The sequence below is a fragment of the Azospirillum thiophilum genome (assembly GCF_001305595.1).
GTDB classification, from domain to species: Bacteria; Pseudomonadota; Alphaproteobacteria; order Azospirillales; family Azospirillaceae; genus Azospirillum; species Azospirillum thiophilum.
In genome coordinates this window covers 83,409-105,007 of record NZ_CP012404.1, presented here as the reverse complement: position 1 = coordinate 105,007, position 21,599 = coordinate 83,409, and the positions used below count along the sequence as shown (strand labels likewise).

21 protein-coding genes are annotated in these 21,599 nt (G+C 68.8%); 7 read left to right on the top strand and 14 right to left on the bottom strand.

Features of this window, described 5'->3' with window-relative positions:
• Both AL072_RS23375 and AL072_RS23370 read right to left on the bottom strand, forming a co-directional pair.
• Positions 1 to 1,392: a GntP family permease gene (locus AL072_RS23375; RefSeq protein WP_045583702.1), complete on the bottom strand. Its 1,392-nt coding sequence runs from the start codon at positions 1,390 to 1,392 to the stop codon at positions 1 to 3.
• A gap of 76 nt (positions 1,393 to 1,468) precedes the next feature.
• Positions 1,469 to 1,900 (bottom strand): SRPBCC family protein, encoded by a 432-nt coding sequence (locus AL072_RS23370; RefSeq protein ID WP_245636992.1) that lies wholly within the window; start codon positions 1,898 to 1,900, stop codon positions 1,469 to 1,471.
• Between the two features lie 341 nt (positions 1,901 to 2,241).
• On the opposite strand from AL072_RS23370, the gene AL072_RS23365 reads away from it, so the two are divergent.
• Entirely contained in the window at positions 2,242 to 2,442 is a 201-nt protein-coding gene (locus tag AL072_RS23365; RefSeq protein WP_045583704.1) for a heavy-metal-associated domain-containing protein, read from the top strand.
• A 108-nt stretch (positions 2,443 to 2,550) separates the two neighbouring features.
• On the opposite strand, the gene hemP is transcribed toward AL072_RS23365, so the two are convergent.
• The 5 genes from hemP to AL072_RS23345 all read right to left on the bottom strand — a co-directional run bounded on the left by hemP (position 2,551) and on the right by AL072_RS23345 (position 8,298).
• A complete protein-coding gene (gene hemP / locus AL072_RS33710) occupies positions 2,551 to 2,718 on the bottom strand; it encodes a hemin uptake protein HemP (RefSeq protein WP_082109112.1) in 168 nt (55 codons plus the stop codon).
• A 100-nt stretch (positions 2,719 to 2,818) separates the two neighbouring features.
• A complete protein-coding gene (locus AL072_RS23360; RefSeq protein ID WP_144428355.1) occupies positions 2,819 to 4,798 on the bottom strand; it encodes an ATP-binding cassette domain-containing protein in 1,980 nt (659 codons plus the stop codon).
• Positions 4,795 to 6,972 (bottom strand): cysteine peptidase family C39 domain-containing protein, encoded by a 2,178-nt coding sequence (locus tag AL072_RS23355; RefSeq protein WP_082109113.1) that lies wholly within the window; start codon positions 6,970 to 6,972, stop codon positions 4,795 to 4,797. Before AL072_RS23355 ends, AL072_RS23360 begins: the two co-directional genes overlap by 4 nt.
• Positions 6,973 to 7,015: 43 nt before the next feature.
• A complete protein-coding gene (locus AL072_RS23350; RefSeq protein ID WP_045583707.1) occupies positions 7,016 to 7,321 on the bottom strand; it encodes a hypothetical protein in 306 nt (101 codons plus the stop codon).
• Entirely contained in the window at positions 7,318 to 8,298 is a 981-nt protein-coding gene (locus tag AL072_RS23345) for a GNAT family N-acetyltransferase (protein ID WP_045583708.1), read from the bottom strand. Before AL072_RS23345 ends, AL072_RS23350 begins: the two co-directional genes overlap by 4 nt.
• A gap of 190 nt (positions 8,299 to 8,488) precedes the next feature.
• On the opposite strand from AL072_RS23345, the gene AL072_RS23340 reads away from it, so the two are divergent.
• Positions 8,489 to 8,686 (top strand): hypothetical protein, encoded by a 198-nt coding sequence (locus AL072_RS23340; RefSeq protein WP_045583709.1) that lies wholly within the window; start codon positions 8,489 to 8,491, stop codon positions 8,684 to 8,686.
• 9 nt (positions 8,687 to 8,695) lie between these two features.
• Here AL072_RS23340 and AL072_RS23335 read toward each other — a convergent pair whose 3' ends face one another.
• From AL072_RS23335 to ftsE, 3 genes are read right to left on the bottom strand one after another with little or no spacing between them, the layout of a single operon-like run.
• A complete protein-coding gene (locus AL072_RS23335) occupies positions 8,696 to 9,340 on the bottom strand; it encodes a YdcF family protein (RefSeq protein ID WP_045583990.1) in 645 nt (214 codons plus the stop codon).
• Positions 9,341 to 9,380: 40 nt separating this feature from the next.
• Positions 9,381 to 10,274: a cell division protein FtsX gene (locus AL072_RS23330; RefSeq protein WP_045583710.1), complete on the bottom strand. Its 894-nt coding sequence runs from the start codon at positions 10,272 to 10,274 to the stop codon at positions 9,381 to 9,383.
• Positions 10,275 to 10,278: 4 nt separating this feature from the next.
• Entirely contained in the window at positions 10,279 to 10,983 is a 705-nt protein-coding gene (ftsE, locus tag AL072_RS23325) for a cell division ATP-binding protein FtsE (protein WP_045583711.1), read from the bottom strand.
• A 168-nt stretch (positions 10,984 to 11,151) separates the two neighbouring features.
• Between ftsE and AL072_RS23320 the strand changes: the two genes are divergently transcribed.
• Positions 11,152 to 11,940, top strand: a complete 789-nt coding sequence (locus AL072_RS23320; protein WP_045583712.1) for a lysophospholipid acyltransferase family protein — start codon at positions 11,152 to 11,154, stop codon at positions 11,938 to 11,940.
• Positions 11,941 to 12,002: 62 nt separating this feature from the next.
• Here the strand turns inward: AL072_RS23320 and AL072_RS23315 are convergent, their stop codons facing one another.
• A complete protein-coding gene (locus tag AL072_RS23315) occupies positions 12,003 to 12,488 on the bottom strand; it encodes an acyl-CoA thioesterase (RefSeq protein WP_245636991.1) in 486 nt (161 codons plus the stop codon).
• Between the two features lie 408 nt (positions 12,489 to 12,896).
• Here AL072_RS23315 and AL072_RS23310 point away from each other — a divergent pair, with 408 nt between their 5' ends.
• The 3 genes from AL072_RS23310 (at position 12,897) to AL072_RS23300 (ending at position 17,151) form a co-directional block, all read left to right on the top strand.
• Positions 12,897 to 15,134: a carbohydrate-binding domain-containing protein gene (locus AL072_RS23310; protein WP_045583713.1), complete on the top strand. Its 2,238-nt coding sequence runs from the start codon at positions 12,897 to 12,899 to the stop codon at positions 15,132 to 15,134.
• 304 nt (positions 15,135 to 15,438) lie between these two features.
• On the top strand, positions 15,439 to 15,648 hold the full coding sequence (locus AL072_RS23305; RefSeq protein ID WP_045583714.1) for a hypothetical protein: 210 nt from the start codon (positions 15,439 to 15,441) through the stop codon (positions 15,646 to 15,648).
• A gap of 204 nt (positions 15,649 to 15,852) precedes the next feature.
• The gene (locus tag AL072_RS23300; protein WP_245636990.1) at positions 15,853 to 17,151 is read left to right on the top strand and encodes a chloride channel protein; all 1,299 of its coding nucleotides are present in this window, start codon (positions 15,853 to 15,855) and stop codon (positions 17,149 to 17,151) included.
• Here AL072_RS23300 and AL072_RS23295 read toward each other — a convergent pair.
• The 3 genes from AL072_RS23295 to gcvA form a co-directional block, all read right to left on the bottom strand.
• Entirely contained in the window at positions 17,148 to 18,101 is a 954-nt protein-coding gene (locus AL072_RS23295) for an aldo/keto reductase (protein WP_045583716.1), read from the bottom strand. The genes AL072_RS23300 and AL072_RS23295 overlap by 4 nt on opposite strands.
• Before the next feature lie 22 nt (positions 18,102 to 18,123).
• Entirely contained in the window at positions 18,124 to 19,356 is a 1,233-nt protein-coding gene (locus AL072_RS23290; RefSeq protein ID WP_045583717.1) for an MFS transporter, read from the bottom strand.
• Between the two features lie 123 nt (positions 19,357 to 19,479).
• Positions 19,480 to 20,367 (bottom strand): transcriptional regulator GcvA, encoded by an 888-nt coding sequence (gcvA, locus tag AL072_RS23285; RefSeq protein ID WP_045583718.1) that lies wholly within the window; start codon positions 20,365 to 20,367, stop codon positions 19,480 to 19,482.
• A 127-nt stretch (positions 20,368 to 20,494) separates the two neighbouring features.
• Here gcvA and AL072_RS23280 point away from each other — a divergent pair, with 127 nt between their 5' ends.
• Positions 20,495 to 21,247: a TSUP family transporter gene (locus tag AL072_RS23280; protein ID WP_045583719.1), complete on the top strand. Its 753-nt coding sequence runs from the start codon at positions 20,495 to 20,497 to the stop codon at positions 21,245 to 21,247.
• Positions 21,248 to 21,599: the final 352 nt, after the last annotated feature.

Below are 21,599 nucleotides of genomic sequence, written 5' to 3'. Positions count from 1 at the left end.
TCAGACGATCCCGGTCAGGTAATAGACGGCGATCACGAAGAAGACCGCCAGCGTCTTGATACAGGTGACGGCAAAGATGTCGCCGTAGGATTGCCGGTGCGTCAAGCCGGTGACACCCAGCAAGGTGATGACGGCGCCGTTGTGCGGCAAGGTGTCCATGCCGCCGCTGGCCATGGAGGCGACGCGGTGCAGCACCTCCATCGGGATGCCGGCGGCGTTGGCCGCGGTGATGAACTGGTCGGCCATCGCCGCCAGCGCGATGCTCATGCCGCCAGATGCCGACCCGGTGATGCCGGCCAGCGCGGTGACGGTCACCGCCTCGTTGACCAGCGGGTTCGGGATGGCAGACAGGGCGTCGCGGATGATCAGGAAGCCCGGCAGCGCCGCGATGACCGCACCGAAGCCGTATTCCGACGCCGTGTTCATGGCGGCCAGCAGCGACCCGCCGATGGCGGCCTTGGTGCCTTCGGCGAAGCGCTGCGACACCGGCTTCCAGGCGAAGGCCAGCACCATCAGGATGCCGCAGAGCAGCGCCCCTTCAACCGCCCAGATGCCGGCGACCGACGACACCTGCGTTACCAGCGGCTTGGCGCCGGGGGTCAGCGCCACTTCGCTGGTGGCCCCATAGACGCTAGGGATGCCAAGCGTGAACAGCTTGTTCAGCACGCCGACCGCGACCAGCGGCGACAGCGCCAGGATCGGGTTGGGCAGCGCTTCCGCCGGCACCGGCTCCGGTTCGTTGCTGTGGCCGCTACCGTATCCCTCGCCCCGCGCGATGGCCGAGCGGACGCGCCATTCCAGATAGACCAGCCCCAGCGCCAGGATGAAGGCCGAGCCGATCAGGCCGAGCCAGGGGGCGGCATAGGCGTCGGTCTTGAAGAAGGTGGTGGGAATAATGTTCTGGATCTGCGGCGTGCCCGGCAGCGCGTCCATGGTGACGGTGAAGGCGCCGAGCGCGATCACGCCGGGGATCAGGCGCTTGGGGATGTCGCCTTGCCGGAACATTTCGGCGGCGAAGGGATAGACCGCGAAGACCACGACGAACAGCGACACGCCGCCATAGGTCAGCAGCAGGCAGACCAGGACGATGGAGGTCACCGCACGCTCGCGCCCGACCAGCTTGATGACGGCCGAGACGATCGACTTGGAGAAGCCGGACAGCTCGATCACCTTGCCGAAGACCGCCCCCAGCAGGAAGACCGGAAAGTACAGCTTCACGAAGCCGACCATCTTGTCCATGAACAGGCCGGTGAAGATCGGCGGTACGGCCGACGGGTCGGTCAGCAGCACGGCCCCCAGCGCCGCGACCGGCGCGAAGAGGATGACGCTGAAGCCCCGATAGGCGACCAGCATCAGGAACGCGAGCGCTCCCACGCAGATCAGGAAACTCATTTGGACGATGCTCCCTCGGTTATTCTTGTCGGACGCTTGGCGTCGCTGATGTCGTTTCGGGCGTCGTTTTCGGGCATCACGGATGAAGCAGCCCGCGCAGCCGGGCCATGCCGGCATCGTAGAGATCGCGGACGAACCGTTCGGCCTCCGCCTCCGGGTCATGGAGCGGATGGAAGGTGGCGGTCCAGTGCAGGGCGGCGCGCCCGTCCCCGTCGTCGCCCAGCCGGATCTGGGCCAGCAGGTCGGCGACCGGATAGGGCCCGTCGATCACAGCGTAGGTGTAGGCGTTCTCGATCCGGCTGACATGCTCCAGCCGATGGACCACCGGCGACCCGTCATAGAGCCGCAGGCGCCGCAACGCTCCCTTTTGCGTTCCGTCCACGGTCATCGAGACGGCGCCTGGATACCAGTCGCCCACTGCACCGTCCCACCGCACCAGCGGCCATACGCGGCGCGCCGGAACGGGCAGCAGGGTGGTGGAGGTGACCAGCGGCATCGCGGCGCTCACTCTTTGCCGATCCCAGGGGCGGGATTCATGCATGGATCAGAGCAAGGCATATGCCAGGATTGCGAGGACAGGATGTCGCAAGCCAACCATTTGGTAAGTCTTGGTTATTGCGATGCCGCCAGGAACTGTCCGCAGCACGGCCTGTCTCGATTCAAAGACATAGTGCGGAACGAAATGTATTTTATTCGAGACACAATCTCTTTTTCGAGACTTGCTGCCAGAGAGAGCGAGCCTGAATGCCGAAGGTCGAGCAGGCCTGCGGAAAGCCGCTTGACCTTCCTATCGCTGGAAGCTGCAGCCTTCCCCTATCGTGCGCAACCGCTCTTCAAGGGAAATGCCCCATGCTGACGCTGAAAGTATCCGGAATGAGCTGCGGCCATTGTGCCCAGACCGTGACCAGAGCCGTGGAGGCGCTGCCCTCGGTCGACCGTGCCCTGGTCGACTTGAAGGCCGGCGAGGTGTCCATCGAAGGAACCGCCGAGGAAGCCGCCATCCGCCAAGCCATCGAGGATGCCGGCTACGAGGTGCAGGGGCAGGCGTGAGAGACCGCCGGATCCGAAGCGGCATTCAAAAACGGAATGGGCGCCGGGCCATTGCGGCCGGCGCCCATTCCCGGTGACGTTTTTCCCGGAAGGTTCTTTGAAGAGGTTTTATTTGGTGAGGATGAGCTTGTTGGCGCGGGTCACGCGCAGGCGGTAGCTCTGCCCGGCGTGCTGGATCACGATCTCGCGGCTGCCCGACATCAGGCGGGCGGATTCGACCACCGGCAGGGATGCGGCGACGAAGGAAGCGTGAGCGGAGACGGCGCTGTCGTGCATGGCGTGTCTTTCTTGCTGGACGGACGGTGCGGTCGGCGATGCCCGGGCGTGAACCCTGAAAAGGACGATAGCCGCAGCCGGAACTAATTGCAAGTCATTCTCATTCGCTTTCGGCGCGATCTTCGAATCTGCTTGGCGGCGACAGGTCCAGCACCCGGTCGGCCAGCGCCAGGGTGGCCGGACGGTGGCTCGCCACCAGCACGGCGGCGCCGCGGGCGCGCAGGTCGGCGAACAGGGCGGCCTGGACATCCTCGTCCAGCGCGGCGGTGGCCTCGTCCAACACAAGGATATCGGGCACGGGGCCGTTGGATCCGCGGGCCAGCGCGCGGGCGATCAGCAGCCGCTGCACCATTCCCGCCGGAAAGGCCCCCTCGGCCACCAGGGTCTGGATTCCCATCGGCAGCGCCGCGATGTCGGCGTCGAGCCGGGCCAGCCGTGCCGCCTCCCACGCGCGTTCGGCCGGTAGCGGCGACATGCCCAGGATGACGGAACGGATCGTCTCCACCCCGATTTCCTCATCCTGCAGGACGGTGCCGATCCGGGCCCGGTAGGCGGCGGCATCCAGCGTGGCAAGGTCGCGGCCGTTGACCCGCACCACGCCCGTTTCCGGCCGTAGCAAGCCGAGCGCCAGGGAAATCAGCGTCGATTTCCCGCTGCCCGACGGCCCGGCGACCGCAACCACCTCCCCCCGTGCAAGGCTGAGCGAGACAGCGCGCAGACAGGGCGAGGAAGCGCCGGGATGGGTGAAGCTGACACCGCACAGTTCCAGCCGCTCGACCGGGCCGGGGTCGGGAGCGCCGGGCGGGCTGTCTGGAGGCGCCTCCAGCAAAGGGCGTAACGGCTCCAGGCGTTCCCGATCCGGCAAATGCCCGAAGGCGGTCGCCAGCCGCAACACCGCCCTTGCCGCCGGCAGTGTGGCCAGGGCCGCGCCGGCAGCATTGGGCACCCCAAGCCCCTCACCCAGCGCCAAGCCGGCGACGAGCAGCGGCGCCCCCAGCGCCAGCGCATGGCCCAGCGCATCGGCGTCGGCCTCGCGCTCCGCCGCCCGGCGCACCTGCGCGGCGGAACCGCGCAGAGCCGAAACCGCAAGATCCGCCACCCAGGGCGCCGCTCCCAGCAACCGCAGTTGCGGCAGGCCAAACGCCGCCAGTTCCAGCCGGTGCCAGGATACCGCCATGGCCATGGCCCCGGCCCGCCGTGCCGCGTCGGACCGGCGCAGCAGCCAGCCGCGCGCCAGCCCCCCCGCAACCATCAGCCCGCCGCCCGCCAGTGCCGGCCCGGGCGCCGCCCACCCCATTACCGCCAGCACCGGACCCAGCGCCGCCAGGGCCTGGACGGCCGACCGGCGTCGGGCAACGGCGCGCTGCATCGCTGTGACGCCGTCCCGCAGCCGCTCCACCTGGACGGCGGCCGGCACCGCCTGCACGAGTCCCAGCGGAACGGCGAGCAGCCGTTCCCACAGCACGGCATGCAGGCGGAGGTCGGCCGGCGCCGCCTCCCGCGCCGATGCCACTCGCCGCACCCGCTCGCACAGGCCGGCGGCCAGCGCTGCCAGCGGCAGGACCGCCGCCAGTGCGCCGATCGCCGTCCCATCGCCAGCCAGCGCCCGCTCTCCCACGGCCTGCAGCGCCGCCCCCGGCAGCGCCATCGCGATCCCGCCGCCCAGCGCCGCCGGCAGCGCCAGCCCCTGGCCGGTCCCCCCGGCCCTGGCGCGACTGTGCCAGCCTGCCGGCGTCAGCGCCCCGGCCCCGCCGCCGACCACCGGTGCACAGGCTTCCGCGGACAGCGTAACGGCCAGCGCGGCGTCCACCGGGTGGACCTCATCGCCGGCCCCCTCCAGACGATAGCCGCCGCTGCCGTCGGGCAGCAGAAGCACCGGGCTGCCGTCGGCGCGACGGAAGCCCAGCAACGGGCCATGGTCGCACCGCCACCATGGCTCGGTCCCCTTGTGGCCGGGCCGCAGGCGGACACGGCGCAGACGCAGCCCCAAAGAGGGGGCCGCCGCACGCAACGCCGCTTCGCCGCCATCCGCCTCAAGGATCAGGCGGCGTAACACAACGGCAAGATCGCCGCCCGTCACGATGCCGCCTCCGCCACGCCGAGCAGCAGATGGCGCTCGCAGCCCTCCAGTGTCTCCGGTCGGCGGCCGACCACCAGAAGGATGCGGTCCGGCCGGTGCAGACGGTCAAGAATCCTGGCGGCCAGCGCCGGTTCCAGCGCATCGAGGGCTTCGTCGATCACCAGCAGCACCGGGTCGCGCAGCAACGCCCGCGCCAACGCCAGCCGGCGCCGCTGGCCGCCGCTCAACTCCGTACCGCCGCGGCTCAGCGCCAAGGACAGGCCGCCACGCGGCTCCAGGTCCGTCCACAGCTCCACCAGTTCCAGTGCCGCCACCAGCGACGCGTCCGCCAACCGCTCGTCGCCTGCCCGCAAGTTCCCGGCCACCGTGCCGCCGGTGACCGGGCTGGCGCGGTCGACCAGCACCACCGCGCCGGGACAACGCTGCGCCACCGCCGCCACCGGCTCCCCGGCCAGCGATATGGAACCAGCCGAACACTCCAGCAGGCCGCAGGCGAGCTTGGCCAACACCGACTTGCCGGAACCGGAAGGGCCGAGGATCGCCAGCCGCTCGCCCGGTTCCAGCCGCAGCGTGATGCCGGACAACAGCGGCGGCGCCTGCGGTGAGGGTTGGAAACCGGCATCCTCGAAGGACAGGCCGGCGGCCGGCGGCCTCGCGGACTTCAAGACGACAGGCGATGGATCGGGCCCGGCCGTGGCCGACTCGGCGTCGTCCAGCCGGTACAGGGCGTCCTTTATCGATTGAAGTGCCGGCCCTGCCCGGTCCAGCCGGCCGAGCGGCCGGTGAACGGCCAGCGCCAAGGCGGCCAGCGTCAGCACCTCGCCCGGAAGAAGCCGTCCGGCAGCCAGACCGGCCAGCCCCAGCACCAACGCCAATCCAAATCCAAGACCGGCGAGACCGGCGCGCAGTCCGGTCAGGCCGGCATGGCCGGCGGCGGCCTTCTGCGCCACCACGGTGAGCCCGGCGTGGCGGCCGGCGAGCCGGGCGATCAACTCCCCTTCCCGCCCGCCGGCCTTGTGGCAGCCGAGCGCCGCGACCGTCCCCTCGTCCGGCACCAGCGGTACCGCAGCCGCGGCGCCCAGCCGTGCCACCACGCCGCCGCGCCGGCCATGCACCAGGCTGAGCGCCGCCAGCGCCGCCAGCAGCGTCAGGCCCACTGCCGCCCCGGCCTGGACGTCGATCCACAGCACCGCCGTCAATGGCAGGACCGGGAGGGGAAGTTCGGCCAAACCCGCGACCGCGCCGATCCGGCGCTGGAGCGTACCGCCCGCCAGAGGGGCCGCCAGCACCTGCGCGCCCGACCGGCGGGCGAACCAGCCGGGAGGCAGCCGTCGCAGACGGTCGAAAGCGGCGGCGGCGGTCGCATCTGCCAGCCGGCCGCCGAGCAGCGCCGTCGCCCGGTCGCGCGCCCAGCCAGCCAGAACAGTGGCGGCGAGCGCCGAACCCAATGGAAGGAAACCGGACCGGCCATCCACCCAGGCCCCCGCAGCAAATGCCGCCGCGACCGCCGCGACCCGCATCGTGATGGCAAGCCCGGCAATGGCGGCAACCAGCCGCCGCTGCGGCGCCAGCCTTTGCACCAGCATCCGCACCGGCGTCGGCGGGCGCCGGCCGGAGGGTGCGGCCTGGACGTCGAAGGCCGGTGGCTGGACGGTGATGGCGATGCCGGTGAAGGAGTCCGCCACCTCGTCCCAGCCCATGACCAGCGGGCCGCAGGCCGGGTCGTTGACCAGAAGTCCTTCGGCGGTCGCCGCCTCGACGACCACGAAATGGATGAACCGGCAATGGATGATCAGCGGGAAACCGAGCGCCGCCAGCCCCTCCGGCTCCTTGCGGAAGGCGCGGGCCACCATGCCGTGCCGGCGGGCGATCTGGATGAGCGTGCGGGCGGTGACGCCCAGCCGGGTCGATCCGGCCTCGGCCCGCAACCGCTCCAGCGGGACCGGCCGGCCATGATGGGCCAGCATGATGGCGAGCGCGGCCAGCCCGCATTCGGTGGTCTCGCCCTGGCGCAGTTCGGGAGTCGCCGCCCGGCGGCACAGCACATCCCGCAAGTCGGAGACGCTGCGCCGGCGCCAGTGTTTCAGGATGGCCGGAATGGCTGTGGACTTTCCAGGGAAGGATACGCCGCTCCGGCCCTCGCTCGAAGGCTGCAAGGCTGCGGGCGGCGGCATCTGCCCGGATGCCGCCGCCTCGACGGTCGTTCGATGGCCGCACTCACTCGAAAGCGACGTGCCCACCGCTCTTCTTTGATTGCGGCATCATGGGAATGCCGCCGGCGACCAGATCCAGCTCCTCGTCGCTCAACTCGGCATGGGCGTCCTCGGCCGGGACCGCGGTGAATTCGCCATCCACCACGGCCAGGCGAAGCGGGACCGGCAGATCCACATCGTAGTGACGCTTGATCGCGGCGTTTAGGTCGGTTTCAGCCTCGGCGCGGAAGGCGTCGTCGGTCTTCAGCCGCTCGGCCACCGCGGCGATGGCGTCAAGGCCGAACAGGCTCTTCAGGTCGGTGGTGCTCATCTCGGAAAGGCTCCCATGGTTGAAAAAGGGCTGCGGGTCATCTCGAAGGTTTCGTCCACCCGCAGCGAGATCGGGGCGAAGCGCCGCCGGACCAACGCCATCATCCGGGGGAAAACGGTGGCGAACATGGCGATGGAGGCCGGCCCGAAGGCCTCGGCCTGCCGGGCATAGGCGTGCCAATAGGCGCCGACCAGCATGCCGGTGTGCCAGAGCCGCCGCGCCAGATAGGCGCTGCGGTAATGGATCGCCGGGCGGTCGCGGCAGCCGTCGAGCGGAACCCGCTCCGCCCGTTCGCCCAGCACCCAGCCGACCAGTGCGCCATGCCGCCGCACCGCGACGGAGCAGGCGGGCACGACATGGTCGGCGCGGATGTCGGGATGCATGTGGGGCAGATGCTCCGGCTCGGCGGCCAGCGCGGCGATGGCGGCGCGGTCGGCCGCGTCCGGCGTCCGCCACGCCTCAAAGGCGAAGCCGTCCGGATCGCGCAGCCGCCCGGCGACCGACGGCCAGCGACCGACCGCCTCCACCATCGGCGCCGTCTCCCCGATCGCCCAGACCTGGGCCAGCCGCGGCGGCGTCCAGCCGACGGCCGACAGGGTCGCGGCCAGCGCGGCCCGGCCCGGCAGATGTTCGGAGAATCCGGCGCGCAGGCGGACGGCGCCGGCGGCGACCGCAGCCTCCTCCCACCCCGCCGCCAGCAGCCGGCCGATGCCGCGGCGGCGCAGGCTGCGCGCGACCGTCAGCGACAGCAGGGTCGCCTCGCCGTCGTGGATCTGCCCCAGCGCCAGCCCGGCCGGCACTCCTCCCACCCGGGCTCCGACCGCCAGCCATGGCGGCGACAGCCGGGCCAGCACCGGGGCCAGCCGCGGGAATCCCAGCGGTGCGAAGGCGGCGGCGTTCCCGGCCAGCACGGCGATATCGAGACGAGCGACGGCCGATGGGGCGATGGCCAGCCCAACACGATCGATCCCGTCCATGAGTTCTCCCGAAACAGGCGGCCGATCAGCAGCGAATGCTGGCAACGCGCTCCATACAGCAACTATTATGCGTATGCTCAAAAAGGTGGCAAGAAAGAACGCGTGTCGGAATGGACATAAACTTGTTTCAGAATGACAATTTAATTTCTTCCTCGCCAACGCCTGCTGGCGAAAGCAACAGGGAAAACCGATGACATCCACTGCACCGGAGCCGCAGGGGGGCGGCCGCATGTTCCGGCGCGAGGCGCTGGACAGCCTCGGCGCAACCGAGGATTTGGACCAGCCGCCGACGCTGGCCAGCCCGCGGGGGCTGCGCCTGCAACTGGCGCTCGCGGCTCTGTGCCTCGCAGCGGCCGTCGCGATTCTCATGGCGGCCGCGGGCGGCTGACGCTCCCAGTCAGCCCTCCACCGCGCGGTGGACCAGCCAGCGCAGGCTCGCCACCAGCAGCTTGTTGTACTCGTTGACCAGCAGGTTGGCGGTGCCCGGCCACAGCCACCACTCGTCCAAATGGACGGTGGGGGCGACCACCGGGTGGGGAACCAGTTCCATGTCTGGCATCGCCATCGACAGTTCCAGCAGGCTGCGGCGCATGTGGTAGTTGGCCGTCACCACCCGCAGCGACCGGAATCCCTGGTCACGCATCCAGTCCGCCGTCTCATAGGCGTTGCCGATGGTGCTGTCGGCGGAATAGCCCAACGTGATGCAGCACTCCATCTCGGTCGGGGAGTGGCGCGACAGCTTCAGCAGTTCCTGCACCTCCACCCCGTCATAGACGCCGGAGACAAACAGCTTGCGCGCCCGCCCTGCGGCCAGAAGCTCCAGGCCGGTCCCCAGCCGGTTGCTGCCGCCGGTCAGCACGACGATGGCGTCGGTCGTTCGTCCCGCATCGGGGCCGATGACGGGGGAGATGCGCGGCACGTCGGCGGCATACCAGATCAGGCCGGCCAGCCACAGCACCGCCAGCACCACCGCTCCGGCCAGCAGATTCCCGACCGCCCGGGCCATCGTTCCGCCGTCGCGCCGCCGATGCACCGGTCTCATCGCGGGGCCCTCGCGGACCATCCCATCATGGCCCATACTCTCATGGCATGGACTCCAGCGTCCGCAGCACGGTCCAGCGCGCGGTCGCCAGGGCCAGCAGGGCCAGCGCCCCCGGCACCAGCAGCAGCACCGCCCATTGCCAGGGCATCAGCGCCAGATCCGGCAGCAGGCTGGCCCTTAGCCCCTGCGACGCTCGGTGCAGCCCGAACAGCGTGCCACCGGCCAGCAGCAGCCCGATCCCGCCGCCGCGCAGGCTCAGGCCCACCACATGCCGCTCGAACTGGCGCGAGACATAGCGGTCGGTGGCTCCCATCAGGTGCAGCAACTCCACGACCGGCCGATGGATGGCGAGGCCGGTGCGCACGGCGAAGACCACGGTCATCACTGCCGCTCCGCCGATCATCACCACCACTCCCAGCGCCGCCAGCCGCACCGCCCCGGCGAAGGAGCGCAGGTCGGCGAGCCACACCGCATGGTCGTCCAGCGTCGCCCCCGGCGCAGCGGAGGTCAGCCGCAGCCTCAAGGCCGCGATGTCGACCGGCCCGTCGGTGGCGACGTCGACCAGCCGCGGCATCGGCAGCAGCGGATCCGCCGCCCCCACCCCCAGCCAGGGTTCCAGCAGCCGGGCAATCTCGCCGCCGCCCAGCACGGTCGCCGACCGGATGCCCGGGAAGGCACGCAGCACGGTCAGCGCCGCCTCCACCCGCTCGTCCAGCGGGGCGACGGGAGCACCCGGCATCGGCGCCACCTGGACGGTCAGCCCGCCGGCCAGCCCGCTGTCCCAGCGCCGCGCCATGTCCGACACCAGCATTGCGCCGGCCAGTGCCAGCACGGCCAGGAACACCATCAGCGCGGTGATCCAGCCGAGGAAGCGCGAGGAGGGATCGACCGCCAGCGGCAGGTCGGACCGGGGACGGACCGGGCGCAGCGCCATGCCGCTACTCCCCACCGGGGGGGCGCGTCTCGTGCGCCCGGCTGCCGCGCGACGGCAGCACCAGCAGCCGGCCGTTGTCGAGATGCAGGCGCGGGTGGTCGAAACGGCGGATCAGCGCCTCGTTGTGGGTGGCGATCACCACGGTCGTCCCCAGCTTGTACAACTCCTCGAACAGATAGAGCAGGCGCATGCCGATGCCGTCGTCGACATTGCCGGTCGGCTCGTCGGCCAACAGCAGCCGCGGCCGGTTGATCACCGACCGGGCGATGGCCACGCGCTGCTGCTGCCCGCCCGACAGGGTGGAGGGCAGGGCATGCAGGTGATTGCCCAGCCCCACCCAGCGCAGGATCTCGGTGCAGTGGGCAACGACGTCGGCCTCCGGCGTGCCGGCCATGCGCAGCGGCAGCGCCACATTGTCCAGCGCCGACAGATGGTCGAGCAGCGCGAAGTCCTGGAACACCACCCCGATCTGCCGCCGCAGTTCCGGCAGGTCGCGGCGGGTCGCCAGCGCCATGTCGCGGCCGAACAGGGTGACCAGACCGCGAGAGGGACGATGGGCGAGATACATCAGCTTCAGCAGCGACGACTTGCCCGCCCCGCTGGCGCCGGTCAGGAAATGGAAGGATCCGGGCAGCAGGGTGAAGCTGATGTCGCGCAGCACTTCCGCCTCGCTGCCGTACCGCAAGCCGACATTCTCGAAACGAATCACGGTCCCACCACAGCCTCGCCATCCCTCCACGCCGGGGACAATGCACCCGCGGCCGGACGGAGTCCACCCTGCCCCGCTGCCTATGCCTGTGCCGCCCCGCGGCCGCCGGTCACCTCCGGCCGCGCGGAATACTTGAGAAGTCGGCAAAGACCTGACAAGTTGCCGCCCATGATCTGGATCCGGTCCCTCGCCTTCAACATCGCGTTCCATCTCTGGACCGCGCTGATGTGCTTCGCCCTGCTGTGGATGCTGCTGCTGCCGCGGCCGCGGATGATAGCGGTCGTCGTGTGGTACCTGCGCAGCGTCGGCTGGCTGGAACGCACGCTCGCCGGCATCCGCTACGAGGTGCGCGGGCGCGAGCACCTGCCCGACGGGCCCTATCTGCTGGCAGCCAAGCACCAGTCGGCGTGGGAGACGATGAAGCTCCACCTGCTGGTCCAGGATCCGGCGATCATCCTGAAGCGCGAGCTGATGTGGATCCCGATCTGGGGCTGGTACGCCGCCAAGGCGAAGATGATCCCGGTAGACCGTGGCGCCGGCGGGGCGGCGATCAAGTCGCTGATCCGCAACTCCCGCCCGGTGCGGGACGAGGGGCGCCCCATCGTGATCTTCCCCCAGGGCACCCGTGTCGCCCCCGGCACCTACAAGCCCTACCGGATCGGCGTCGGCGTCCTCTATGAAAGCCTGAAAATTCCCATCGTGCCGATGGCGCTGAACGCCGGCCTCTACTGGCCGCGCCACAGCTTCCTGAAGCGCCCGGGCACCGTGGTGGTGGAGTTCCTGCCGCCGATCCCTCCCGGCCGTCCCCGCGCCGAGGCGATGCGCGAGTTGGAAGACCGGCTGGAGGCCGCGAGCGACCGCCTCGTCACCGCCGCCGGCGGCCCGCCGACCATCCGCCCAGCCGAAGCCGAAGCAGAACCGGCGCGCGCCAAGCAGCCGGCGACCGCGGCATCCTGAGGCTGCCGGCACACCGGCACATCAAGGACGGCGGGCACGGGAGGCCATGACCGCCCGCAAGCTCACACCTCGCAGCCGGCCCTGTAGCGGTCCATCGCGGCGCGGATGTCGTCGGGGATCGGCACGGCGGCGAAATCGTCCAGCGAGGTGGTGACCAGCGTCAGGCTGCCCGACAGCCGCACCTGCCCCTCATGCTCGCCGTTGATGCGCAGTTGCAGCGAGCTGCGGCCCAGCCGCTCCAGCAGCACCCCCAGCGTCAGGGTGTCGCCCATCCGGCTTGGGATCAGGAAGTCGCACTCGGCATGCACGATCGGCAGGCCCAGGCGCCGCTCCAGGATCATGCTGGCATAGTCGATATCCAGACCCTGGGTAAACCAGTCCTCCACCGCCCCGTTGAACATGTCGAAATACACCGGGAAATAGACGATTCCGGCCGGATCGCTGTGGGAAAAGCGAATGGGCCGCTGCACCCGGAAGCAACCCGGCGGCAGCGGCCGGTGGCTGGGATGGTCTTCCGGGCGGTGCGGCCGCTCGCTGTACTCGTGCATCTCTCGGTCAATCCTTGTTCCGCGCAGGGGCCGGACACCGCAAGGTGGCCGGTCGGAGCGGTCGCCGCGTTTCGCGCCGGCGGTCCATAGTTGTGGCTATTCCAAACAATCCGGGAAAAGCACCTTTCGTTCAACGGCTTCCTGCGGATATAGGGGGCGCCCCCGATTTTCGCACCTGCCGCTGTTGCGGAAATGCTGCACTGCAATCACGGCAACGGCCAGAGCTGCCGTCCGGTCCGCTTGCCCGCAATTTGTCGCAGTTTCCGTGTTTTCGGTCGGAAACATCACACAAAGATCCCTCAAATCCCGGCCATCCTCCCGCACGCATCCGGGTTCAGGCCCAAAACGAACATCAGGCCCGAAGGCTCCCAGGGACCGACGGGCACATCAGGCGAGGACACCGAACCGATGGCCACCTCCACCTCCAAGATCGTCGTGAACGCCCAGGGCAAGGCCGCAGGCGGAACGAACGCGCATTTCACCCTGCTGGTCGACGGCCAGAAGGTGGGTGAAGGCACCGCCGGCACCACGGCGAAGGATTTCGTATTCACCCCCGTGCTGACGTCCGGCGTCGCGCACAAGGTGCAGATCCAGTACGACAACGATGCGGTGATCAACGGCCAGGACCGCAGCCTGACCGTCAACAGCATCAGCATCGGCGGCAAGACGATCGCGCCGACCGCCGGCATCGTCAGCTACGACAAGGGCGCGCTCGACGGCAAGGACGTCGTCGCCGGCCAGTCGAACCTGTGGTGGAACGGCACGCTGGTCGTCACTGCCGACAAGAGCTATTTCCCCGCCGCCTCGACCTCGACCCCGGTGGCAACGGGGGCCAAGGATACCATCGTGGTCAACGCCTCCGGCACCCCGGCGGGCGGCGTGAACGCCCACTTCAAGGTGCTGGTCGACGGCAAGCAGATCGGCGAGACCACCGCCGGTACCACCGCCAAGAATTTCAGCTTCACCACCGACGCCGCCGACGGCGTGGCGCACAAGGTGCAGATCCAGTACGACAACGATGCGGTCGTCAACGGCCAGGACCGCAGCCTGACCGTCAACAGCATCTCGATCAACGGCCATAGCTACGCACCCACCAGCAGCGCCGTCACCTACGACAAGGGCGCGCTCGACGGCAAGGACGTGGTGGCCGGGCAGAAGGGGATGTGGTGGAACGGCACGCTGGTGGTCAACGCCCCGGCCTCCGACTTCCCGGCCGGCACCACCACTCCCACGACACCGGCCACCCCCGAGACGCCGACCGGCCCGGCCTTCTTCGTCGCCACCAACGGCAAGGACAGCTGGTCGGGCAAGCTGGCCGCCCCCAACGCCGACGGCACCGACGGCCCCTTCGCCAGCCTGGCGAAGGCTCAGGCAGCGATGCGTGCCGACAGCAGCATCGACACCACCTATGTCCGTGGCGGCGACTATTACCTGAAGAACGGGCTGTGGCTGGACGGCCAGGATTCCGGCGTGACGTTCACCGGCTACGGCAGTGAGAAGGCGGTGATCCACGGCAGCGCGCAGGCTTCGGTATCGTTCGGCCTCGGCGGCGCCAAGAACGTGACCATCGAGGGCCTGACCTTCGCCGATGGCGTCGTCGGCGGCCATTATGTCTACGCCGACAACGCCGCCGGCCTGACCTTCGCGAACAACGTGGTGAAGGGCGGCGGCTACGGGATCACGGTGCAGAACAGCGCCAACAGCCAGGTCGTCGGCAACCAGTTCGAGAGCACCGGCGCCGAATCCATCTTCGTGAAGGCCGGCTCCAACTTCACGGTGGTGTCCGACAACCTGATCAAGCATCCGAACGCAGCCGACCGCGGCGATGCCGGCATCTGGATCAACGGCAGCTCCGACGTCAAGGTCACGCACAACCAGATCGAGGATTCGCCGGAGAAGGCCATCGCCGTCGGCTCGGTCCAGACGGACGGCAGCGACGCGACCTACCGGGTGACCGTCGCCTACAACAAGGTGATCGATGCCAACCTGGAATCGAACGACGGCGGCGGCATCTACCTGATCAACCGTCAGCAGGATCTGGGCAATCATACCGTCGTCAACAACGATGTGACCGGCACCACCGCGACCAACCCCACCGGCGACGTGTCGAGCTGGGGCATCTATCTCGACGACTGGACCAGCGGCGCCACGGTGAAGGGCAACTACGTCCACGGCAATGTCGGCGGCATCTTCCTGCATGGCGGCTGGAACAACACCGTCACCAACAATCTGGTCGCCGGCAACACCGGTGACGCTATCGGCCTGCAGCAGGACGTCGCCTGGAGCGGCTGGAAGGGCAAGGTTATGGCGAACAACCAGATCTTCAACAACGTGCTCGACACCTCGAAGGGCGACGCCGTGGAGATTTACGGTCCGGGCTCCTCCGGCAGCTTCCACGACAACGAGTATTCGGGCGCCAGCGCCAATGCCCAGCTGTTCCATGCCTGGCCGCAGCTGATGTCCAGCGGTTATGGCGGGACGCTGCAGAACTGGCAGGCTGCCGGCTACGACAAGGGGTCGGAGTGGATGAACCCCCACTTCACCAACCCGTCGGCCGGCGACTACACCCTCGCGTCGGATTCGCCGGCCTACGGCCAGGGCTTCGAGGCCCTGCCTTACGACCAGATGGGCCTGCTGCACGCGTAACATAAGCCCTCCGTCTTGCCCTGGCCGCCGGTCCCAAGACCGGCGGCCAGGGCAGGGACCGGCTGGAACCTTGGGATAGGCAAGACGTTATCGCCTTTGAAAAGCCGCTCGGCCTGAAGCCGGGGGATCTTGAAGACGAGAACAGCCACCCCAACCTGTCAGTTCGTCATGCTGCCCCGACCATGAAAGATGGAACGCGGAACTCGCCACATGAAGCACATGGGACGACCCGCCTGACTCCGGGGAGGCCTGTCGTGGGCTTGGTCGGCGTCCTGCCGACGGTCAGCCAATTCAAGAGGAAAACATGAATCTCCGCGAACAGTGGATGAAGGACCCGGAACTGAAAGCCGCCTACGAAGCGCTCGGCCCCAATTTCCGCCGCGAGGTTGAACTCGCGCAGCAGCGCCGCGGCCAGCGCACCTTGCAAGGTGCGGCCATTGCCTCACACAACGGTCGCACCACCGACCGCCCGCGCCGCTCCCACGCCGCTCCGGGCAATTCTGCCCGTCGCTGATGCCGATAATCGGCGAAACCTTGCCGGCCGATTCCCACCCGCCCGGCGGACCGTGACTGGACCCACGGAGAAAAACGGATTTAAACTCGGCGACTCGCCGTTTCGTCCACCCGTTTCTCCTCGCTTCCGGCCCATCACATGTCCTCTGCCGATCGTCCTCGCCACGCGCTGCCACACCGGCTGCGCCGTCCCCGCTTTGTCTGGATGTCCCCAAAAAGTTGGCGGCGACGCCTGCTGTTCTGGACGGGCGCCGGCGTCGTCGGGCTTGTCGCCGTACTGTTCGCCATCGGCGCCGATCATGCCCAACATCTGTTCCGATTGGCGGTCGCGGCATTTCCCTGGCTACCGTTCCTGCTGACGCCACTGGGGTTAGGCTTTTCGGCCTGGGTGGCTCTGCGCGTGGTGCCAGGATCGCAGGGGAGCGGCATTCCCCAGGCCATCGCCGCGCGGCATGTCCAGGATCCGGCCGCCAAACACCGCCTGCTATCTCCGCGGATTGCCATTGGCAAGATCCTGCTGACCCTGGTCGGGCTTGCCTGCGGCGCTTCCATCGGGCGCGAGGGGCCGACGGTGCAGGTCGGCGCCTCCATCATGCTGATGGCCGGCTCCATCGCCGGATTGGGCAGGGAGCCGGGACTGATCCTGGCCGGCGGTGCGGCCGGCGTTGCCGCAGCCTTCAACACGCCGCTGGCCGGCATCGTCTTCGCCATTGAGGAGATGGCCCGCAGCTTTGAAAGGCGGACCAGTGGCCTCGTGCTGATCGCCGTGGTGGCAGCTGGTCTGGTCGCCGTCGCCATGCTCGGCAACTACGCCTATTTCGGCCACACCGCCGCGTCGGCAGACTGGCATGATTGGAAGGCTGTTCTGGCGACCGGTATCGTGGGCGGAGTGGCAGGCGGCGGATTCAGTGCCTTGCTGCTCTGGCTGTCGGCCCGGATCCGAGGCAGCCGATTGTGCGGCCGGCCGGTGATGGTCGCCATGGGCTGCGGCCTGGCGCTCGCCACCATCGGTACCGCCTGTGGCGGGCTGACCTTCGGTACCGGTTATGAGGAAGCGCGCGCCGTTCTGGACGGGGTGGAGACGCTGCCCTGGTACTATGCCCCGGCGAAACTGCTGGCAACGGCGCTGTCAGGGGTCTGCGGCATTCCCGGCGGTATCTTCTCTCCCTCCTTGTCGGTGGGGGCAGGCATCGGCTCCGTCATCGGCGGACTGCTGCCGGACAGCCCGTTGGGTGCCGTGGTGCTGCTGTCGATGGTGTCCTATTTCGCCGGCGTGGTGCAAGCGCCCCTGACCGCCGTCGTCATCGTGACGGAGATGAGCGCCTCCCCCGACATGCTGCTGCCGCTGATGCTGAGTGCGGCGATAGCCACCACCCTGTCCCGCCTGATCTGTCCACGGTCACTCTATCACACCATGGCCGACAGTTTTCTGGAGCTCTTGAAGGCGGATGCGGCCGGCACCGAACCGGCCACACGCAAGGCAACGGCGCTTCCCTCGCCTTAATATGCGCTCGCCCGGTCCAGCCCTTCGATGTCACCGGCGTCCAGGCGCAGGGATGCAGCGGCGATCAAATCCCCCATCTGTTCCGGTCTCGATGCGCTCACGATGGGCGCGGTCAGGCCGGGATGGGCGATCAGCCAGGCGAGCGCCACCTGCGCCGGGGTGGCCTCATGGCGGCCAGCGACCTCGTCCAGCGCCGCCAGGATCGCCCGGCCGCGGTCGTTCAGATACTTCGACACCGCTCCCTGCCCGCGGGCGCTCTTGCCGGCATCGGCAGCGGAGCGGTACTTGCCGGTCAGGAAACCGCTGGCCAGGGAATAGTAGCTGATGACGCCCAACCCGTTTTCCCGGCACAGCCCTTCCAACTCCCCCTCGTAGCCCTTGCGGTCGTGGAGATTGTATTCCGGCTGCAGGGTCTCGTAGCGCGGCAGACCGGTGCGGGCGCTGACCTCCAGCGCCTCGCGCAGGCGGGGGGCGGTCAGGTTGGAGGCGCCGACGGCCCGGATCTTGCCCTGGTCGATCAGCTCCTTGTAGGCGCCGAGCGTGTCCTCGAACGGCGTCGCCGGATCGTCCCAGTGGGACTGGTAGAGATCGATGCGGTCGGTCTGGAGCCGCATCAGCGAATCCTCGACCGCGGTCCGGATCCAGGCCGGGGACAGGCCCTTTTTGCCCGGCCCCATCTCCGACCCGACCTTGGTCGCCAGCACGATGCGGTCGCGGTTGCCGCGGCTCTTCATCCAGTTGCCGATGATGGTTTCGGATTCGCCGCCCTTGTTGCCCGGTGCCCAGGCCGAATAGACGTCGGCCGTGTCGATGAAGTTGAATCCGGCATCGACGAAGGCGTCGAGCAGCCGGAAGGAGGTCGCCTCGTCGGCGGTCCAGCCGAACACGTTGCCGCCGAAGCAGAGCGGGGACACTGTCAGGCCACTGCGGCCGAGCGGACGTCGATCCATTGCGTCGTCTCCTTGCAGTCGTTCAGGCGGGGTGCCGCCCGCGGAATTCGGTCAGGTAGAACAGCAGGCCCAGCGCCGGAAAGGCGAAGCCGATCCAGGTCACCGGTTCCCATCCGCCGACGGCGAAGGCATAGCCGGCAAGCGCCGAGCCCGCCGCACCGCCCAGGAAGAAGATCGCCATATAGATGGCGTTCATCCGGCTGCGAGTCTCCGCCCCCAGCGAATAGATGGCCCGCTGCCCCAGCACCATGTTCATCTGCACGCCCATGTCCAACAGCAGCCCGGCCAGAACCAGCAGGGCGATCGAGCCCTCCCCGGCGCGCGCGACGAAGAAGGACAGAGCCGCCATCGCCAGCGCGAACCCGGTGGCGGGCCGGGTCCAGCCACTGTCGGCGATCCGCCCGGCGATGGGCGCCACCAGCGCGCCCGCCGCTCCCGACAGGGCGAACAACGCGATACCCCGCTGGGTCAGGTGGAAGGGCGTACCGGCCAGCAGCAGCGGCACGGCGGTCCAGTAGAGGCTGAAGGCCGCGAACATCATGGTCTGGTAGGCAGTGCGGCGCTGGAGCACCGGCGTGCGCACCAGCAGCCGCCCGAGCGATCCCAGCAGGGCGCCATAGCCGGATCCGCCCCCCGGCGGCCGCTGGGGCAGACGCTGCGGCAGCACCCGCCACAGCAGGACCGCAAAGCCGACCATCACCACCGCCGACAGGCCGAACACCGCACGCCAGCCAAGGCTGTCGGCGATCAGGCTCGACACCGGCCGGGCCAGCAGGATGCCCAGCAGCAGGCCGCTCATGACCGTACCGACCACCTGCCCGCGCGACGCCTCCGGCGCCATGTGGGCGGCGAGCGGCACCAGCATCTGCACGGCGACCGACGTGACGCCGATCAGGAAGGCCGCGGCCAGGAACAGGGATGCGGTGGGAGCGACGGCGGCCACCAGCAGCGCCGCCACCGTGCTGCCGAGGGTGACGACCACCAGCCGCCGGTTCTCCAGCAGATCGCCCAGCGGCACCAGCAGGATCAGTCCGGCGCCATAGCCGATCTGGGTCAGTGTGACGACCAGGCTGGCGGTCTCCGGCGACAGGCCGACCGCCGGGCCGATCAGCCCGACCAGCGGCTGCGCGTAATAGATGTTGGCGACCACCGCCCCGCAGGCCAGCGCCATCAGCAGGATCAGCGTGCGGGACAGGACCGGGTGCGTGGCGTCCCCGGCGAAAGGGGAAGCACCGGGGGGTACGGTGGGCGGCATCGCAAGGATCCTGTGGGGTCGCAATGTTCGAGGCGGCTCTTGAGGAGCGGCCACCCTACGTCGGCACCCGCACGCCACACACCACCGATTTGCGCACCGGTGATTTGCGCAATGGGAACCCATTCACCCGGCTTCCCCGCACATGGCCCCACACATGGCATAGAGCCAGCTGCGGAAGGGGGCGAAGCCGGCATCCTCGCGGCGCGAGGCACGGCAGACCAGATACCAGGAATGCGCCATGGGAACCGCCAGCCCGAAGGGGACGGCCAGACGGCCGGCGGCGATATCGTCCTGGATGTAGAGCCGCGGTGCCAAAGCCACCCCGACACCGTCGATCGCCGCCTGCAGGGTCATGGCGTAGCTGCCGAAGGAAAGCCCCTTGGAGGCCACCTCCGGCACGCCGGCGGCACCGAGCCAGCGCGGCCAATCCTGGCCCCAGTGGGAGACGTGCAGCAGCGTCGCGCCAGCCAGATCCGCCGGCTCCCGCAGTTCGGCCGCCAGCCGCGGCGCACAGACCGGCTGCATGGTGGAGGAGAACAGCCGCTCCGCCTCATAGCCCGGCCATTGGCCGTCGCCCAGCAGAACCGCACAGGTCCAGTCGTCGCTCATCGGTGCGCCCGCCCCGCCGGTGGCGATCCGCACCTCGATCTCGGGATGGTCGTGATGAAAACCCGACAGGCGCGGGATCAGCCAGCGCACCGCCACCGTCGCCCCCATCCCAACCGTCAGCACCGGCCCGGCCCGCATCGCCGACACCTGCTCCACCCGCCGGGCTATGGCGTCGAAGCTGTCGGTCAGCGTCGGTTGCAAGGCCCGGCCGCGCTCGGACAGCACCAGCGCGTTGGCCCGGCGGTCGAACAGGGCGAATCCCAGCCGCTCTTCCAGCAGCTTCACCATCCGGCTGACCGCAGCCTGCGAGACGTGCAGCTCGGCCGCCGCAGCGGTGAAGCTGCCATGGCGGGCCGCCGCCTCGAAGGCGCGCAGCCCGTTCAGGGAAGGCAGGCGCCGCATGATCCCATCCTTACCATCCTTACCCGACCCCAATTTTTCCTGGGGGTGAGCATCGAACAATGCTGTTTGCCGCACAAGCGCGGGCATGGGAGTTTTTCAGCCTGATCACCGACATTCGGGCTGTTTCATGCTGACGCTGCCGCTGATGGTGGGGCTTGGCCTCACCGTGCTCGTGACCTCGTTCCTGTCGGGCCTCTTCGGCATGGCCGGGGGCATGGTGCTGATGGGTCTGTTGCTGATTCTGCTGCCGGTGCCGTCCGCCATGCTGCTGCATGGTGTGACCCAATTCGCCTCCAACGGCTGGCGGGCCTGGCTGTGGCGGCAGCATGTGGTCTGGCCGGTTATCCTGCGATTCGCGCTGGGCGGATCCGGGGCAGGCTTGCTGTTCGCCCTGGCCGGCGCCATACCGGATCGGGCGGTGTCGCTGCTGATTCTGGGAATGTCGCCCTTCCTGGCGCTCGCCGTGCCCGCAGGCTGGGCACTGAATGCACAAAAGCCGCTGCATGGTTTCCTGGGCGGCTTCCTGTGCATGGGGGTGCAATTGATCGCCGGCATTTCCGGCCCGCTGCTCGACGTCTTTTTCATTCGCAGTGCCATGAGCCGTCAGAGCATCGTCGCCACCAAGGCGACCATCCAGGTGGTCGGCCATGCGGTGAAGGTCGCCTACTTCGCCCCCCTGGTTGCCGGCGGCACCGATGAGACGGTGGAACTCACCGTGATTCTCATGTCGATCGCCATGGCGCTGCTCGGCACGAATCTCTCCCGCCGCGTGCTCGACCGCATGAGCGACGCCCAGTTCCGCCTGTGGAGCCGCTATCTGGTGATGGGAACCGCCGGAATCTATCTGGGACAGGGGCTTTTCCTGCTGGCAGCACACTGAAAACGGACAGGATAATCCGTTATTTTTCAGTGAGATAAGCCATCCCCTCCCGTCTTCCTTACGGCTTGGGGGCCAGATCCGGCTCCAGCCCCATCCATCGGCCCGCCCTCCGATCCTTACGGCTTGGGGGGAGGGCTTCCTTACATCCCGGGGGCATTCAAGCCCTTGGAGATCCTTACCTGACGGTATCGGAAACTCGATAAAGCCGTTGAATTGGCCCATCCTTACTCCTTGGGGGCCTGGATCCGGTATGGACTGCCCCCGAGCCGTAAGGAAGGCGCTTATGCAGACCCTCTCGAATAGCAGAAACTGCAGACTGCCCCCACGGAGTAAGGATGGCGCTATGCGGGTC